Raw genomic sequence first — 15163 nt, forward strand, 5'->3', positions numbered from 1 at the left:
CCACGCTTATCAGGCCTACAACCACAACTGCACCGCCCCGTAGGCCGGATAAGACGCAAAGCGTCGCATCCGGCACAAGAATGCCATCAAGCCCATTGCCGCATCCGTTGATGCAGCGTCAACGACGGTTTTTCGGCAAATAATTGCTGATAATCGGTAGCAAATTGCCCCAGATGCCAGAATCCCCACTGCATCGCGGCATCTTTGACCGTGGCGCTCTGCGACCACGGGCTAATCAGTTCCCGGCGTACTGCGTTTAAGCGAATACGTTTCAGCCACGCATTGGGGCCAATGCCCAAAATGGCGTGAAACGCATTTTGCAGCGTGCGACGGCTTACGTGTAGCTGGTTACATAAGTCGAGCACCGTCAACGGCTCCGACATATTTTCCAGCACATATTCCCGCGCCCGCGACAGTAGCCTACGATATCCCTGATGGCTGATGCTCTCGGCGCTATGAATCGGCTTCGCCTCATCCAGCATCGTGCCCATCGCCAGCAATAAATTATCACTCAAGACCTTACGCACCGCAGGTTGATGCAGGGTTTCAGGACTCTCGCTGAAGGTGGCCAGCGCCTGCTGCACAAAGCCCCACAGCGCCGCTTTATGCTGCTCTTTTACCTCCAGCGCTAACTGGTTACGCAGCATATGTAGCACCCTTTCCGGGTTATGCAAAAACGTGGCCTGACGGGAAATAACATCTTCCGAGATAACGACGCCCAGAATGGTGTAATCATCCGGCGTGCTCAGTTCAAACTCGGTGCCTCCCGGTCGGGTGGCAATCTCGGCGCTGCCGAGCCCCTGCGCGCCGATAAATCCCTGTTCGCCGCGCGTCGCCGGAATACCAAACCAGAAAGAGTTTGGCCAAACCAGACACGACTGACGCAGCGCCAGGCCGGTGTATTCACGGAACACCTGAATCTCATCAAGCAGGATTTCCGTGAACTCGCCATGAAATTTACCCGGGTGTAACTGATCGTAGATCTGCTGCCAGGCGGTGATAGTCAGAGCATGTTCATAGACATCCGTCGTCCGTCGCTGATGAACATTGTCCACCTCGACTCTGGGCGTAAGTTTAACGTCTTCGGGTAACGCTTCATGATAAAGATGGTGCAAATTCGCTGTACGGGTCTTTTTCATGATCTTCTATGCCGGACGCCCGCCAGGACGCCCGGCCCTCCGACAGATTAATTTTTGATGCGATAGCGACTACTGCGTTTACGCAACGCTCCGTCAGAAAAGAGTTGTTCCAGCACGTTTCTGGCCTGCTCCAGCGGCCAGCCAAAATGCGCGGCAACCTCTCCCGCCGTCATTCCCTGGCGTACTGATGCCAGCAGCGCCAGTAACGCTTCAGCGAACTCAGGCGTTGCGGGTACCTGGGGCGCTTTCTCAGTCGGCGTTGTCGCACGCGCAAACCCGCCAATCAGCCACTGGGTGTCCTCTTCCGGACGACCAATTTCTTTGCGGCTAATCACACGGCCTGTGCGCTGCGCGGCGGCGCTTCCGGCATCCAGCGCCGCACGACACGCCGCCAGATCGCCCTCCACCACCAGCGTGAGCCTGCCAGGGTCGAGCACTTGATGACTGAGCAAACGAACGTTGGCCGCTTTCAGCATGGCATCCGCCGCATCGACGGCGGCGACCATTCCGTCCACTTCCAGTAATCCCAGGGCATTGATCATTGGCAGCCTCCGTTACGCACGCTGGACAGGGTTACGGGCGATATCCAGCACGGCGTCGGTAAAGGCGTTGCAGGCGGCTTTACACGCGGCCTGGCTTCCCGTTAAAAACGCGGCCGAATAGTTGGTTTCCGACGGCGGCGGCACATAAGTCACCAGCTGAACGTCAGCGGATTTCATCGCCGCGTCAATGCCGAATGTCGCTTCCAGCGGCGGCGCCACCAGGTAGGCCATTGGATCGCCCAGCGCGATACCTGCGGTAGACGAGAGGTACGAGCCGGTACGCGAAACCACATGCGCCAGGAACGCGGTATTTTCCGCATCGTTCGCCCACTGGAACGCCGCGCCGTTTTCAATGCTGGCGACCATCGCATCCAGACCGGCGCGCACTTCCGCCGGGTTCGGTCCGCCCAGCATAATCAACACCTCACCGGCGGTCGGCGACGGCCCGTGAGCCGCCCCGGCATAGAGGGAGCGGCCATAGACCACTTCCACCATCGCCTGTTTTGTCGCTTCATCAGCGGCAATATAGGTCACATCATCAGAATCTGCCGTGATGAGTCCGAGGCTACGGATATGTGGCGGTAATTTAAGTTCCCGCGCAAAGCCGTCATTCACGGAGGCAATCACGCGCATGGCAGTCACTGAAGGTCGAATCAAATCTAATGCAGGCATGATGTCTCCTTAACGGGTCATGTTGATGCCGGACGCTTTCTGCTCCAGCATCCGTTTGGCCAAATCCACAATCACGGCGGCGGCTTCTACTGGCGGCGTCCCCCCCTGATGAATGTTTGAAATACAGGTTCTGTCGGCCTCGACGGTGGTCGCCACGCGCGGGGAATAGACGGCGTAGCAGGAGAGGCTTTCCGACTGTCCCAGCCCCGGACGTTCGCCCACCAGCAGGATGACGACCTTCGCGCCGAGAATTTCGCCAATCTGATCTTCAATCTTCACGCGGCCATAGCGCACAAAGAACGGCGTGCCGACGTTCAGCCCGGCCTGCTTCAGACCGGCAAGCAGCGGCGGCAGGATCTCTTCATAGTTGGCGGTGATCGCATCCGTAGAGAGGCCATCGGAGACCACTACCTGCACATCCGGGTTCATCACGCACTGCGACTTCAGCGCGTCCATGGCTTCCGGACTCAAGCGACGCCCCATATCCGGGCGCGTCAGGTACAGGTTTTTGTCGCTGATCTCCGAACGCACTTCCAGCAGCCCTTGCGCTTTTACCCACTCTTCCGGCACTTCTTTGAGCACGGTGTCTTTCGAACGGGAGTGATCCGCCAGGAAGCGCAACAGCGCCTGGGTACGTGGACGCGGCCCGGCACGCCCCGTACAGACGCGTGCCGCAGTACTGCGACGCAGTTCGGTCAGCACGTCCGCACGATGCGGGTTCTCGACGCCAATCCAGGCTTTTGCCTCCGCAGAACCTAAATCCAGCGCGCAGCTTTCGGCCACCGTCGGCACGGCGCACTGCGGCTTTGCGCCTTCCTGCGTTGACGGCGCGGCGGGTTGCGGTACGTCCTGTCCCATTGACGCCATCACGCTACGTACAATTTCTTCAATCTGTTTTTGATCCATGGTGTTATCCCCGCGTCATCAGAAGAACAGTGACGGATCGCCCGCCCGTTTGGTCAGACGACCGTTTGCCATAATGCCCATCGTTTCCAGCCAGCGTTCAAACTCCGGCGACGGCCGTAAATTCAGCAACTGACGGACGGTGGCGGTATCGTGGAAAGCGGTGGTCTGGTAGTTGAGCATGATGTCGTCGCCGAGCGGCATCCCCATGATGTAGTTACAGCCGGCAGTGGCGAGCAGAATCATCAGGTTTTCGTTAAGGTTCTGGTCGGCGTCGGCATGGTTGGTATAGCAGCAGTCGCAGCCCATCGAGATGCCGCTCAGCTTGCCCATAAAGTGATCTTCGAGACCGGCGCGGATAATCTGCCTGTCGTTGTAGAGATACTCCGGCCCGATAAAGCCCACGACGGTGTTCACCAGGAACGGATCGTAGTGGCGCGCCAGCCCGTAGTTACGCGCTTCCATCGTCACCTGGTCGGCACCAAAGTTCGCGCCAGCCGACAGCGCCGAGCCCTGTCCGGTTTCAAAGTACAGGCAGTTTTCCCCGGCGATGCGGTTGAACTCCGCCCCCACAGCCCGCGCTTCGTCGAGCATGGCCAGCTCGACGCCGAACTCTTTTAAGCCCTTCTCGCTGCCGCAAATGCTCTGGAAAATCAGTCCGCCCGGCGCGCCGCGACGAATCGCTTCAATCTGGGTGGTGACGTGCGCCAGCACGCAGCCCTGGGTCGGAATATTGAATTTATCGATAACGCCGTAAACGGTGTCGAGCACGCGGGTCAGGTTCTCCACGTCATCGGTCACCGGGTTAACGCCGATCACCGCATCGCCCGCGCCGAAAGAAAGCCCTTCGTAGATTTGCGCGGCGATACTCTGTACATCGTCACGGGTATCGTTCGGCTGCAAACGGCAGCTAAAGGTGCCCGGAATACCGATGGTGGTATTGGCTTTTTTGATCACCGGCATTTTCTTGCCGCCGTAGATCAGGTCAGCGTTGGAGCAGATTTTCGCTACTGCCGCCACCACTTCGGAGGTCAGGCCTTTGCGGGTAAACGCGATGTCGTCCACGGAGGTTTCATCGCTCAGCACGTATTCACGCAGTTCGCTGATGCTCCAGTTTTTAATCCGGTTATAGGCCGTTTCGTTGACGTCGTCCTGAATCAGGCGCGTCACGCAGTCCTCTTCATAGGCAATCACCGGATTGTTGCGGATATCCGCCACCGTCATTTCCGACAGTACCTGTTTTGCCGCTACGCGCTCCTGCGAACTTGCCGCGGCAACCCCGGCCAGCACATCCCCCGAACGCAGTTCGTTGGCTTTAGCCAGTACCTCTTTTACATCCTTAAACTGATAAACATTGCCGAACAATGTGGTCTTTAGTTTCATAAGTCGTTCCCTCAGGAAGGAAATGCGAGTGATTTCACCGTCACCGGCACAACCGATCCGCCAAAAAGAGGCGTACCAATGTCGATATAGTCTCCCGCCCGCACGACCACCTCATCGATGACCGCCAGCGGAAGTTGCGGTAACTGTGGGCGCAATAACATGCCCAGCGCTTTACCAAAATCCTGCTCGGCCACCACCAGCAGGGGATGTGGATTGGGATAACGCGCGACAAAAGCCGTCAGCGCGTTGATGACCGTGAGTAATGCGGCGTAACGCACCGGGAGCGTGGCGGGAAGCGCCAGCACGTAAGCGTCGGTTTGCGGGTCGAGATCAAGCTGGAGAAGCGCCTGCCGCCAGGCGTTCACCAGATCGGCGTCATCCTGCGGGATCGCCACCGGCAGGTTGCGCAGCGGCAGTTGGACGTCTTCCAGCCAGATAGTACTGCCGGAAAGCGAGAGCGTATGGGCCCCCGCGCCAATCACCGTGGCGCGCACGGTTTGCGCCGGAAACTGCACGTTCATCTCGCGCAGACGCGGGTGCTCATGCAGCGCGGTCGCCAGCAGCGGCCCGATATCAGAAAAGCAGAACGGATCGGCAGGTTGGTTGCGGTAGCATTCACCTACCCCACCGGAAAGGGTAATCACCTCCGGCGTAATATCGGCGGGCAGTAGCCCGGTTTGCATCAGCGATTGCGCCAGCGGCGAGAGCGCGCCAGTGATAACCTCGACGATGAGATCCGCCATCCGCCGCGCCACCTGCCCCAACTGTGCGGCAGCTAAGGCGCGAGCATCAGTACCCGAACCGAACACCTCATCGATAATCATCTGCCCCGGCTGGTGGGCATAAACCACGCGCCCCTGAGCGTCGGTTTCCAGCAGGCGACCACCGACGTTAAGGCAGGCGGTGCCGCTGACTTTTCCCGCGTCAAACAGCGCGTAGTTAGACGTGCCGCCGCCGATATCAATATTCAGCACCCGGCACATCCGCTGCTCAGACAAGCTTTGCGCTCCGGCGCCGTGACCGGCAATGACTGATTCCAGATGCGGCCCGGCGCTGGCGACCACAAAGTCGCCCAGCGACTGCGAGAGCGCCATGACCGCCGGACGGGCGTTGCGGGTTTTGGCGCTTTCGCCGGTGATAATGATAGCCCCGGAGTCCACCGATTCAGGCGCGATGCCTGCGGCCTGATACTGGGCCAGAATCAGCGCTTTAAGTTCGGCCTCTTTCAGACCGCCCTGCTTATCCACGGGCGTAAAGAAGACCGGGCTTTGCCAGCTAATGTCGCGTTTGATGAATTCGTAGCGCGGCACCTGCGACACCGCCGCACGGTTAACCAACTCCAGGCGCGAGAAGATCACCTGCGTGGTGGTGGTGCCGATATCGATACCGACGCTCAGTAGCTGGCGAGTGTTCACGATTGCGCCTCCACTTCGGTTTTCACCTGGGCGGCGTCATCTTTCGGCACCAGCATCATCGCCACGCCAATCGCCGTCACGCCGCCGATCAGCTTGCCAACGATCATCGGGAAGATCATGGCGTTCATGTTGGCGGCGGCGAAGCCTAAATGGTCGCCCAGCGCGAACGCCGCAGAGACGGCAAATGCGCAGTTAATCACTTTGCCGCGGGTATCCATCTGCTTCATCATGCCGAACATGGGGATATTGTTCGCCAGGGTCGCTACCATGCCTGCCGCCGCAATATTATTTACGTTCAGCAGTTTACCGACATTCATCAACGGTTTTTCAAACCAGCGAGTCAGTAATAGCACCATCGGATACGCGCCGAGCAGCACGCAGGAGATAGAGCCGATCACTTCAATGGCGCGCATCACTTCGCCGGGTTTGTCGCCTGGCGCCATAAAGATCGGGTCGAGTCCCGGAATCAACTCCCAACCCAACAGGAATTTAACCACCGCAGCTGCCAAGCCGATGGTGATCAGCGCCACCAGAAATTTGGCGAAAATCTGGAAACCGTTGATCATTTTTTCCGGGATGAACTTCAGCCCCAGCGCTACCAGCACCGCGACGATCAATACCGGGATCATGTTCATCAGGATCAGCGCGAAGGTAAACTCCACTGGCTGACCATTGATCTGCACGCCTGAGTACATGGCGATCAATCCCCCCGCAATGCAGCCAATGGGAATGGTGACGATACCCGCCAGTACGCCAAGTGCCAGGTAGCGGCGGTCAGACGGTTCGATAATGCCGAGCGCCACCGGAATGGAGAACACAATGGTCGGCCCCATCATCGACCCAAGGATTAACCCTGAGTATAGCCACGCCGCGACATCACCGCCGGCCAGCTCTTTGGCGAGGAAGAATCCGCCCATATCACAGGCCAGCAGCGTACCCGCGAACATGGATGGGTTCGCGCCCAGCATTTCGTATACCGGGATAATAACCGGCCCCAGTACATGCGCCAGCACCGGCGCCAGCGCGGTCATACCGACCATCGCCAGCCCCAGCGCGCCCATCGCCATAAAGCCCTCTTCAAACTGGCCGCCAGACCCCTCAATACTCTTACCGAATTTACCGAGGAAGCGCGCCGACCCGCCGAACTGCGACAGGATTCTGTCCACGGCGGCAATCAGCATAAAGAACATCATGATGTACATGATGATTTCGTTAATTCCCATAGCCCTTACTCCCTGCCATTTATGATTTGTAGGCCGGATAAGACGTTTACGTCGCCTCCGGCATTAACGCCGTGTTATTGCCGGATGGCGGTGCGAGCACCTTATCCGGCCTACAGGCATTACCCGGCAGCCGCGTACAGGTCGATAATCTGTGCCTGTGTGGCGGTGCGTGGGTTACTGCGCAGACAAATATCCTCCAGCGCGGCTTGCGCCCATGCGCTGTAGTGTTCGGGTTTGGCGCCAGCGTCAGCCAGCCGTTTGCTCTGCCCCACTTCGGCAATCAGCTCGCTCACCGCCGCAATCGCATCGCGATCGTCCGATTTCTTATTGGTTAGCGCCCGACCGATTTGACTGAAGCGTTCGCGGCATACCATCCGGTTAAAGCCCATGACCGTTGGCAGCAGCATAGCGTTGGCCTGGCCGTGCGGAATATGCAGCGCCGCCCCTGGCTGGTGCGCCATCGCATGACACAGCCCCAAACCGGCGCTGGAAAAGGCCATTCCCGCCATACAGGAGGCCAGTAACATATTTTCACGCGCCGCCAGATCGTGGCCGTAACCCACGGCTTTCGGCAGCGATTTGCCAATCATCGCTATCGCGCCAATCGCCAGGCTGTCGGTAAACGGCGTGGCGTTGAGCGCGCTGTAGGCCTCAATCGCATGCGTCAACGCATCGATACCGGTCATCGCCGTCACGTTTGGCGGAACGCCTTCGGTCACGGCAGCATCAAGAATCGCCACATCCGGCATTAGTGACGCGTGTGCCAGCACCTGCTTGCGCCCGCTGACCGCGTCGATAATCACCGTCACGTTGGTGGTTTCAGAACCGGTTCCGGCGGTGGTCGGCACCGCAATCAGCGGCAGACGCGGGCGTAATGTACTGCGCTCGGTCATGGCGCTCAGCGTCTGATCAGGGTTAGTCACCAGCAGGGCAACCGCTTTCGCCGCGTCCAACACCGAACCGCCGCCAAAGGCCACTACGCCATCGCACGCCGCCTCACGCAGTTGCGCCACCGCCGCGCAAACGTCGGTAATGCACGGCTCGCCTGGCGGACACGGCCAGACCGTCATCGCCACGCCTTTCATCGCCAGGCTGCGTGCCAGCGGCGCGGTCATTCCCGCCTGATGCAGGAAGCTGTCGACCATCACAAACAGATGGCTTACGCCTCGCGCTTGCGCTTCCTGTCCACAGGCGCCGAGCGCCCCAAGTCCGCACAGCGTGACCGGCGGTACGCTGAACGTTTTCACCCGTTGCAGATTCAGGGTGTCGAATGCCTGAAACAGCGCCGTCTGTAGTTCAGCTTGCATAGAGTCCCTCCGCTTTCGCTCTCCCGCTGTTGGCTATCGCCAGCGGGGTCATAAACAGGCTGTGCTGCGGCAAATGCACCTGTAACTCCGGGAAACGCTGGCGAAATAACGCCTCCACGCCCGGCTGCATACAGGAACCGCCCGCCAGCCATAAATCAGCAATTCCTTGCCCTTCAATGTGGCGAGCAACGATCTCCGCCATCTTTTCGTACACCGGCTTCACTACCGGCCAAATCTCCTGCGCATTGCTGCGCTTGTACTGTTCCGCCTCTTCCAGGGGAATACGGCGGTTGCCCGCCAGCGTCAGGGAGATATGGTGCCCGCCAGTGGCTTCATCGGCGGAGTAAGTCACCTTGCCCTGTTTGACGATGGCAATGCCGGTAGTGCCGCCGCCAATATCCACCACGCCTGCATTATCAAGCGCCAGCAGATCCGCCACCGCCGTCGGCTCATCCAGTACGTGGCTGACTTCTAACCCAGCAGACTCCAGCACGTTGATCGAAATACGCGGGTCGGTGCCCGGCGGGAACGAGGTCGCCGCGTGGGTAAAGCGGCAGCCGAGCTGCTGTTCAAGGGTGTCGAGATGGCGGCGCACGAGGGTGACGGCGCCGAAGAAATCCCAGACGATGCCGTCACGCACAACGTCGGCCCAGTCAAGGCACACCGCCACCGGCTGGGCGTTGCCGTCGACCACCATCGACACCACGTCGCAGGTGCCCAAATCGATGCCCAGCCACAGCGGTGTGTCGCTGGCGGCGGGCGTCTGGTTACACAGGGCCGCCGCTTTTTGCAGTCTTGGGGTGAGCCAGAGTTGTTCGTCGTGCGCCATGAGTCATCCCTTATACAATGCGAAACGCATCCACCAGCACGCATCGACGCAGCCGCACAAAGGTACGCGCGCTGGTCACCCCTTCGCCGGTTGGCGTAGTGATAGTCATGGTGGTCCAGCCTTCTCCGCCCAATCCAAGCCCGGCAATGCACGGCCCGTTTTTGACGAAAATGCTGGTGTCGATGGCGTTCGCCATCTGGTTCATGTTGTCGATATTGCGCGAGTGCATCGCCGCCGTATGGTGGCAACCGCCTTCAAGCTGAACCGCCAGGGCGATGGCTTCTTCGACGTTGGCGACCCGTACCACCGGCAGTACCGGCATCATCATTTCAGTGACAGCAAACGGATGGTTAGCTGGCGTTTCCACAAACAGCAGGCGCGTTTGATCCGGGACGTTCAGGCCGATGGCTGCGGCGATCTTGCCCGCGTCACGACCGACCCAGTCACGGCTGACGGTGCCTTTGCCGCGCTCATCAATATTCTTCAGCAGCACCGGCTGGAGCTGTTCGGCCTGACCGGCGGTCAGTTTCACCGCGTGCTGACCTTCCATCAGACGCATCAGCTCGTCGGCGACGCTATCCACCACAATCAGCACTTTTTCGTCGGCGCAGATGATGTTGTTATCAAACGACGCGCCTTTGACGATGGATTGTGCAGCGCGCGGCAGGTCGGCGGTCTCATCCACCACCACCGGGGGATTGCCGGCACCAGCGGCAATCAGGCGTTTATTAGTATGTTTGCGCGCCGCGTCCACCACCGCTTCGCCGCCAGTCACCACCAGCAGGCCAATACCGGGATACTTGAACAGCCGCTGGGCGGTTTCGATATCCGGGTTCGCCACGGTGACCAGCAAATTTTCCGGGCCACCGGCGGCGACCACCGCCTGATTGAGGAGGGTGATTGCCCGCTGAGAGACCTTTTTCGCCGCCGGATGCGGGGCAAACACGACGCTGTTGCCTGCGGCAATCAGGCTGATGGCGTTATTAATCACCGTCGCCGCCGGATTGGTGGACGGCGTGACCGAGGCCACCACGCCCCACGGCGCATTTTCAATCAGCGTCAGGCCGTTATCGCCGGTCAGCACCTGCGGAGATAAACACTCGACGCCCGGCGTGCCGCGCGCCTGCGCCACGTTTTTAGCAAATTTATCGTCAACGCGTCCCATGCCGGTTTCGCTGACGGCAAGTTCCGCTAATTCTCGGGCGTGTTTTTCGCCCGCTTCGCGAATGGCATGAATGGCAAGCTGGCGCATCGCCACGCTCTTCAGCCCCTGCTGGGCCCGTTTTGCTGCCGCCACTGCGTCATCCAGGGAGGCAAAAACGCCCATCTCATGAACAGTGCTGGCCGGCTGGCTGCTGTCTTTCATTTTCAGCAGTACCGCTTTCACCACCTGTTCAATATCCTGTTGATTCATGATGTTCAGTCCTATTTATGGAAAACCACTTTCCCGCCAGCCACCACTTCATCGACGATGCCAATGACGCACAGATCGACCGGTGATAATTCGCTGCGATGCGCCTGGCGTGCGGAACTGCCGCTGACCAGCAGTACCCACTCTCCGGTTCCCGCCCCGATACTGTCGATAGCGACGGCACACTGCCCGTCGGGGTTGCCCTGGGCATCGATCATTTCCACCATCAGCAATTTGTCATGCGCCAGTCCCTGATGGCGGACGGTACATACGATTTGTCCTGTGACGACTGCCAGTTTCATATCCGCCTCCATGGATTGCCCGTTGGGTCGTAGGCCTTGAATCTGCGCACCATCAGGCAATGGCGCGCATTCATGCCGGATGGCGACGCTGCGCGTCTTATCCGGCCTACCATCAAATGTTGCTGTCGCCTTTGAAGCTGATCGGGAACACTTCTTCCAGATCGCCGTGCGGGCGTGGAATCACGTGTACGGAGACCAGCTCGCCAATGCGCTGCGCCGCAGCGGCGCCAGCATCGGTTGCGGCTTTGCACGCCGCCACGTCGCCACGTACCATGGCCGTACACAGGCCACCGCCAATCTGCTTCACGCCGACCAGCTTCACGCGTGCGGCTTTTACCATCGCATCTGAGGCCTCAATCAGCGCAACCAGGCCCCGGGTTTCAATCATTCCTAATGCTTCCATCGTGTTTTCCTCTCATTAAAGGGGTCCAGAACGGGACCGTTCATTCAACCAGTGTGTGTAAGCTGCGTTCGCGGCTCACGTCAGCCTGGCGCGGCACGGCTGCCACCAACGCCAGTTCGATAATTTCCTGCACGCTACAGCCTCGGGAGAGGTCGTGAAGCGGCGCGGCAAGCCCCTGAATTAGCGGCCCAACAGCGCGATAGCCTCCCAGACGCTGAGCGATTTTGTAGCCAATATTGCCCGCCTCCAGCGACGGGAAAATCATCACGTTGGCGCGGCCTTGCAGCGGGCTGTCAGGCGCTTTTTGCGCGGCGACCTCCGGTACGAAAGCGGCGTCAAACTGCAATTCACCGTCCACAAGCAGTTGCGGCGCACGTTCGCGAACGAGCTCTGTCGCCTGCTGCACGTTGGCAACATTGGGGTGACGGGCGCTGCCGTTGCTTGAAAATGACAGCATCGCCACGCGCGGCTCTTCGCCGGTAATGGCCCGCCAGGTGTCGGCACTGGCGAGAGCGATATCCGCCAGCTGCGCCGCCGTCGGCTGCGGCACTACGCTGCAATCGGCGAACCCTAATGCCGGACCGGTATACTGCGGCAGCATCAGGAAAATAGACGACAATGTTTTGCACCCGGGTTGCAGGCCAATCACCCGCAGCCCTGCGCGCAGCACATTCGCCGTTGACGACAGGTTGCCTGCGATACACACATCAGCCTCACCGGCGCTCACCATGGCGGCAGCGAACATTAGCGGGTCGCTAAGCTTTTCCACTGCGTCCGGCGGCGTTTTTTCTCCGGCACGGGCAAGCCAGCGTTGCGCAAAACGCTGGCGCATACTCAGGTTGCTGTGTGGGTCGATGACCTGAATGCCATCCATCGCCATACGATGACTCAGGGCAAACTGACGCAGCGCAAACGGACTGGCGACCAGAACGGGGCGAGCCAGACCGCACTGTTGCAGGTAATGCGCCGCTTTCAGCACGCGTTCGTCCAGCGCATCGGGAAAGACGACTCTGGCGGGGGCACGTACCGCCAGTTCGCGGGCGCGTTCAATGATCATGGCTTCTCTCCCAACCGTTGTTGAATTTGGGCGACCGTCAGCGGATGTTTCGCCACGCTCAAAATCATCATCACGTAAACCGTGCTGGAGAGACGGTTCAGCGCCTGTAAAATGTCCGGGCGCAAGACCTCAAAACTACGGGTAATAAACACTTGTGCGGCGAGGGTTTCCGTTTCGCGGACTTTGGTTCGCAGCAGATTAAGCAGCGCCGCATCGCGACCGTGGCTGGCCTCCGGCACCAGGTGATCGTGGTCGAGATAGCGCAGCGGCTGGTGGGAAAGCCGATGCAGCTCATCCTCGTTCAGCCCGACGATAGACTGCGCCGCCAGCGGTTCATCTATAGCGTCGGCGCGCATAATGTTGCCCAGCCGCGAACGGATATCGAAAAGCCACGGCTGCCAGGGTTCCGCCAGTTCGATTTGTAGCCACACGGTCAGCGCGATGGCGCTGTCGAGCGCGGCGCGAAAGCCGAGGCGCGGGTCGCTTTTGGCGACCATTTTGTCCGCCGTCAGATGGGTCAGCGTATCGGGCTTTTTCACCACCGGCTGGCGGCACAGTTCACAGCAGGCCTGTGGGTGCGTATCGCTACTGGTTAAGCCATGTACCGGCTGCGGCTGCTGTTCGTCATCATCAACAAACAGCCGGCCTTGCGGATCCAGAAACTTAATGCGCAGGCGGCGGCTTTCCAGCAGTTCCCGGGCCGAGGGCGTCAGTCGTGCATCAGCGGGCAGATGGATTTCCGATCCTTCGCTGAGCGTATGATTCGCTCTGAGCCACGTTTCGGTGATGAAATCGTTCATACGGATTGCCAGTTCGCAGGCCAGGCGACGTACAGAAAGCGCACGGACGTTGGCGTGCCAAATTCAATGCTGGAGCCTTTAGGGATGAACATCACATCTCCGGCTTTGGCAATCATGGTTTCGCCTTCATGACGTACGTGCAGTTCGCCCTCCAGCACCATGTCGATTTCGTCGTAGTTCAGCGTCCACGGGAAAAAGGCGTTGTCCCACTGCATAAACCCGGCGGCCATGCTGCTGCCGTCCTGCTCTGTAACCAGATCGGTTAAGCCGACGCAGTGCGGTTCGGCGCCGTCGAAGCGGCCAAATTTCACGCTGCTGCCGTCAATGACTTTCACGCCGCCTTTACCCGTGACGGAGGTAAAGCTCGGCTGCATCGTCCCCAGTTCCAGCGACTGCTTTTCCTTGAGCACTTTTTCCATCAACTGCGCCACCAGGCTTTCAGTAAACTGCCCTTCCGGGAGCTGCGCGATGATGGCTTCCCGAATGCGCTGGCTTTCGCTTTTACACGCCTGCGCCGATGTGGATGCCGGGACGGACTCGTCGCATTCGGTAATCGTGAATCCCAGTAGTTCCGCCACTTCGCGAGCCTCCGGGGTAATAATGCTGGCGCGCAGCACTACCGACATCGCCTGTTCGCCGCGGGCGTGGGCCGCACGAATATCGTTAGCTGTGATAAGTTTTTTCACCTGCCTCTTCCTCCTGTTCACTGAGAGCCGCCAGATAATCCACCAACTGCCGCACGCTTTGCGGGTCGTGGCCGTTGAGCTCGAAAATCGGCTCCCGGAATCCAATCTCGCAAAGCAACTGCCGCGTAGCGGCGACGTCGGCATCCGGCATGTCCGTTTTGCTGATAACGGCGATATGTCGTTTACGGGTTCCAACATCCAATAACCCGGCAGGTAAGCGACTTTCTTTATCGTTTGCCGCGTGGACATAAATCAGCGTGTCCACATCCTGCAACGTGGTAATTAAGGCGTGATACCAACGGGGATGGCTAAAATATTCACCCGGCGTATCTATATCGCCATGATCATTAAATTCCACGGCCTGTGTTTTTCTGGCGAGGGAATAATTTCCCCGTAACGCGTTAAAAAGCGTTGTCTTTCCGGCACCGACCGCGCCGACAAAAGCAATACGTTTCATTACCGCCACCAATTAACTTTTTGTTAACTCACACAGGGTAAAGTTTAATAATCGCCCCAGCCCGCTGACCGTCTGTAATAGCGCTTCTTCTACTGCGCCGACGGTGCCATAAATCACCAGCGCGCCGCTAAATCTGTCGAGAAAACCGATGTGTACATCCGCAGCCTTCATCGCTAAATCGCCAGCGATCATGGCCGTCTCCCCCGGCGTTAAGGTCATAATGCCAATCGCGCCAGCATCGGGAACGCCGATCTTTTTCGCCAGTTCTTCACCAGGGTGCGCAATGAGATGCGCCAGCGTGACCTGTTTGCCCGGCACAAATTCCTGAATAATGCGTTCTTTATTCATTGCTCACCATCTCCACTGAAACTGCCGTCATCGTGGCAATTTTTTGTCGGAGTAAATAACAAAATTCGGCAAGGTGATGTAAAAGGTGAGGTAGATCACTAAGAGAAAGAAAATAAAAGGGACTTCTGTCGAAGGTGTTAACGATAAATATCGTGGTGCATCACATTTTCAGGCGTCATTCTGAATTTAAACCTGTTCCGCAATAAATACCCACCGGCTATTCTTTGTATTACTACTATTGATAAAAATAATGCGTATCACTCGATTTATGCATAGTACAGATTCA

Annotated in this window: 17 protein-coding genes; all 17 read right to left on the reverse strand. The window is 58.7% G+C overall.

From position 1 onward, the window contains the following. Window positions 1-86: 86 nt before the first annotated feature. Window positions 87-1139: an HTH-type transcriptional regulator EutR gene (gene eutR, locus ACLJRE_RS21750; RefSeq protein WP_023212333.1), complete on the reverse strand. Its 1053-nt coding sequence runs from the start codon at window positions 1137-1139 to the stop codon at window positions 87-89. A gap of 47 nt (window positions 1140-1186) precedes the next feature. Continuing rightward, window positions 1187-1681 (reverse strand): ethanolamine utilization microcompartment protein EutK, encoded by a 495-nt coding sequence (gene eutK / locus ACLJRE_RS21755; protein WP_000606266.1) that lies wholly within the window; start codon window positions 1679-1681, stop codon window positions 1187-1189. A 12-nt stretch (window positions 1682-1693) separates the two neighbouring features. After that, on the reverse strand, window positions 1694-2353 hold the full coding sequence (gene eutL / locus ACLJRE_RS21760) for an ethanolamine utilization microcompartment protein EutL (RefSeq protein WP_001111056.1): 660 nt from the start codon (window positions 2351-2353) through the stop codon (window positions 1694-1696). Between the two features lie 9 nt (window positions 2354-2362). Beyond that, the gene (eutC, locus tag ACLJRE_RS21765) at window positions 2363-3259 is read right to left on the reverse strand and encodes an ethanolamine ammonia-lyase subunit EutC (protein ID WP_000372338.1); all 897 of its coding nucleotides are present in this window, start codon (window positions 3257-3259) and stop codon (window positions 2363-2365) included. Between the two features lie 18 nt (window positions 3260-3277). Then, complete coding sequence (gene eutB / locus ACLJRE_RS21770) at window positions 3278-4639, reverse strand: ethanolamine ammonia-lyase subunit alpha (RefSeq protein WP_000769990.1); 1362 nt, start codon at window positions 4637-4639, stop codon at window positions 3278-3280. Window positions 4640-4650: 11 nt separating this feature from the next. Then, window positions 4651-6054 (reverse strand): ethanolamine ammonia-lyase reactivating factor EutA, encoded by a 1404-nt coding sequence (gene eutA, locus ACLJRE_RS21775; protein WP_001097518.1) that lies wholly within the window; start codon window positions 6052-6054, stop codon window positions 4651-4653. Then, window positions 6051-7277: an ethanolamine utilization protein EutH gene (gene eutH / locus ACLJRE_RS21780; protein ID WP_000512360.1), complete on the reverse strand. Its 1227-nt coding sequence runs from the start codon at window positions 7275-7277 to the stop codon at window positions 6051-6053. Before eutH ends, eutA begins: the two co-directional genes overlap by 4 nt. A 119-nt stretch (window positions 7278-7396) precedes the next feature. Beyond that, a complete protein-coding gene (gene eutG / locus ACLJRE_RS21785) occupies window positions 7397-8584 on the reverse strand; it encodes an ethanolamine utilization ethanol dehydrogenase EutG (RefSeq protein WP_001147505.1) in 1188 nt (395 codons plus the stop codon). Beyond that, window positions 8574-9413 carry an ethanolamine utilization protein EutJ gene (eutJ, locus tag ACLJRE_RS21790; protein WP_000929669.1) on the reverse strand — a complete coding sequence of 280 codons (840 nt, stop codon included), beginning with the start codon at window positions 9411-9413 and terminating at the stop codon, window positions 8574-8576. The genes eutG and eutJ overlap by 11 nt, the downstream gene beginning before the upstream one ends. A gap of 10 nt (window positions 9414-9423) precedes the next feature. Then, the gene (locus ACLJRE_RS21795) at window positions 9424-10827 is read right to left on the reverse strand and encodes an aldehyde dehydrogenase family protein (RefSeq protein ID WP_017441391.1); all 1404 of its coding nucleotides are present in this window, start codon (window positions 10825-10827) and stop codon (window positions 9424-9426) included. An 11-nt stretch (window positions 10828-10838) separates the two neighbouring features. After that, on the reverse strand, window positions 10839-11126 hold the full coding sequence (gene eutN, locus ACLJRE_RS21800; RefSeq protein ID WP_001522340.1) for an ethanolamine utilization microcompartment protein EutN: 288 nt from the start codon (window positions 11124-11126) through the stop codon (window positions 10839-10841). Window positions 11127-11238: 112 nt separating this feature from the next. Beyond that, the gene (gene eutM, locus ACLJRE_RS21805) at window positions 11239-11529 is read right to left on the reverse strand and encodes an ethanolamine utilization microcompartment protein EutM (RefSeq protein WP_000387716.1); all 291 of its coding nucleotides are present in this window, start codon (window positions 11527-11529) and stop codon (window positions 11239-11241) included. A gap of 40 nt (window positions 11530-11569) precedes the next feature. Then, window positions 11570-12586: a phosphate acetyltransferase gene (gene pta, locus ACLJRE_RS21810; protein ID WP_023212332.1), complete on the reverse strand. Its 1017-nt coding sequence runs from the start codon at window positions 12584-12586 to the stop codon at window positions 11570-11572. Next, a complete protein-coding gene (gene eutT / locus ACLJRE_RS21815; protein ID WP_000997656.1) occupies window positions 12583-13386 on the reverse strand; it encodes an ethanolamine utilization cob(I)yrinic acid a,c-diamide adenosyltransferase EutT in 804 nt (267 codons plus the stop codon). The genes pta and eutT overlap by 4 nt, the downstream gene beginning before the upstream one ends. Continuing rightward, window positions 13383-14072, reverse strand: a complete 690-nt coding sequence (eutQ, locus tag ACLJRE_RS21820) for an ethanolamine utilization acetate kinase EutQ (RefSeq protein WP_000733867.1) — start codon at window positions 14070-14072, stop codon at window positions 13383-13385. The genes eutT and eutQ overlap by 4 nt, the downstream gene beginning before the upstream one ends. Further along, window positions 14050-14529 (reverse strand): ethanolamine utilization acetate kinase EutP, encoded by a 480-nt coding sequence (eutP, locus tag ACLJRE_RS21825; RefSeq protein WP_000820751.1) that lies wholly within the window; start codon window positions 14527-14529, stop codon window positions 14050-14052. The genes eutQ and eutP overlap by 23 nt, the downstream gene beginning before the upstream one ends. A 12-nt stretch (window positions 14530-14541) precedes the next feature. After that, complete coding sequence (gene eutS / locus ACLJRE_RS21830) at window positions 14542-14877, reverse strand: ethanolamine utilization microcompartment protein EutS (RefSeq protein ID WP_001031445.1); 336 nt, start codon at window positions 14875-14877, stop codon at window positions 14542-14544. Between the last annotated feature and the right edge of the window lie 286 nt (window positions 14878-15163).

Origin of the sequence: Salmonella sp. SAL04157 (genome assembly GCF_046551635.1) — a bacterium.
Taxonomy (GTDB): Bacteria; Pseudomonadota; Gammaproteobacteria; order Enterobacterales; family Enterobacteriaceae; genus Salmonella; species Salmonella enterica.

What these genes read in the sequence shown, in the direction of transcription:
- pta (WP_023212332.1), bottom strand. Translation starts at nt 12,586, where the DNA reads ATGATCATTGAACGCGCCCGCGAACTGGCGGTACGTGCCCCCGCCAGA.
- eutK (WP_000606266.1), bottom strand. Translation starts at nt 1,681, where the DNA reads ATGATCAATGCCCTGGGATTACTGGAAGTGGACGGAATGGTCGCCGCC.
- eutG (WP_001147505.1), bottom strand. Translation starts at nt 8,584, where the DNA reads ATGCAAGCTGAACTACAGACGGCGCTGTTTCAGGCATTCGACACCCTG.
- eutL (WP_001111056.1), bottom strand. Translation starts at nt 2,353, where the DNA reads ATGCCTGCATTAGATTTGATTCGACCTTCAGTGACTGCCATGCGCGTG.
- eutJ (WP_000929669.1), bottom strand. Translation starts at nt 9,413, where the DNA reads ATGGCGCACGACGAACAACTCTGGCTCACCCCAAGACTGCAAAAAGCG.
- eutP (WP_000820751.1), bottom strand. Translation starts at nt 14,529, where the DNA reads ATGAAACGTATTGCTTTTGTCGGCGCGGTCGGTGCCGGAAAGACAACG.
- ACLJRE_RS21795 (WP_017441391.1), bottom strand. Translation starts at nt 10,827, where the DNA reads ATGAATCAACAGGATATTGAACAGGTGGTGAAAGCGGTACTGCTGAAA.
- eutC (WP_000372338.1), bottom strand. Translation starts at nt 3,259, where the DNA reads ATGGATCAAAAACAGATTGAAGAAATTGTACGTAGCGTGATGGCGTCA.
- eutN (WP_001522340.1), bottom strand. Translation starts at nt 11,126, where the DNA reads ATGAAACTGGCAGTCGTCACAGGACAAATCGTATGTACCGTCCGCCAT.
- eutS (WP_001031445.1), bottom strand. Translation starts at nt 14,877, where the DNA reads ATGAATAAAGAACGCATTATTCAGGAATTTGTGCCGGGCAAACAGGTC.
- eutB (WP_000769990.1), bottom strand. Translation starts at nt 4,639, where the DNA reads ATGAAACTAAAGACCACATTGTTCGGCAATGTTTATCAGTTTAAGGAT.
- eutH (WP_000512360.1), bottom strand. Translation starts at nt 7,277, where the DNA reads ATGGGAATTAACGAAATCATCATGTACATCATGATGTTCTTTATGCTG.
- eutM (WP_000387716.1), bottom strand. Translation starts at nt 11,529, where the DNA reads ATGGAAGCATTAGGAATGATTGAAACCCGGGGCCTGGTTGCGCTGATT.
- eutR (WP_023212333.1), bottom strand. Translation starts at nt 1,139, where the DNA reads ATGAAAAAGACCCGTACAGCGAATTTGCACCATCTTTATCATGAAGCG.
- eutT (WP_000997656.1), bottom strand. Translation starts at nt 13,386, where the DNA reads ATGAACGATTTCATCACCGAAACGTGGCTCAGAGCGAATCATACGCTC.